Annotated in this window: 1 protein-coding gene; it reads left to right on the top strand. The window is 41.1% G+C overall.

All coding sequences use genetic code 11. The annotated features are described in order from the left end of the window. Positions 1 to 201, top strand: a 201-nt coding sequence (locus NE665_RS24395; RefSeq protein WP_256302769.1) for a hypothetical protein, incomplete at its 5' end; no start/stop codon positions are given. Positions 202 to 282 lie beyond the last annotated feature (81 nt).

The following is a 282-nucleotide window of genomic DNA, read 5'->3' as shown; positions in this document are numbered from 1 at the left end:
CTTTTCTATAAACAACAGGTAGATCCGATCCTGAACCGTACCGATCCTTTCATCAATACGCCGAAGAAGAAGCTCATGTTCGGTATGCATAGTAAGTATGATGGGATGCGGAAGATTTCAGAGTGGATCGAAAAAGGTGACATCATCTTATTCAATCTGAAAGGTCTAAATGACAATGACCTACGGATCTTCGTCGGATAAATCTCTTAAAAATATTATCTGATCGGTCTGAAGCGTCCGGATAATTCACGGCTACATCTGACCTTCATCGATGAATGTCAC

The sequence above is a fragment of the Clostridium sp. DFI.1.208 genome, from assembly GCF_024463855.1.
In the GTDB taxonomy this organism is placed as follows: domain Bacteria; phylum Bacillota_I; class Bacilli_A; order Erysipelotrichales; family Erysipelotrichaceae; genus Clostridium_AQ.
The sequence above is the reverse complement of the archived record's forward strand: the minus strand, read 5'-3'. Positions and strand labels throughout refer to the sequence as shown.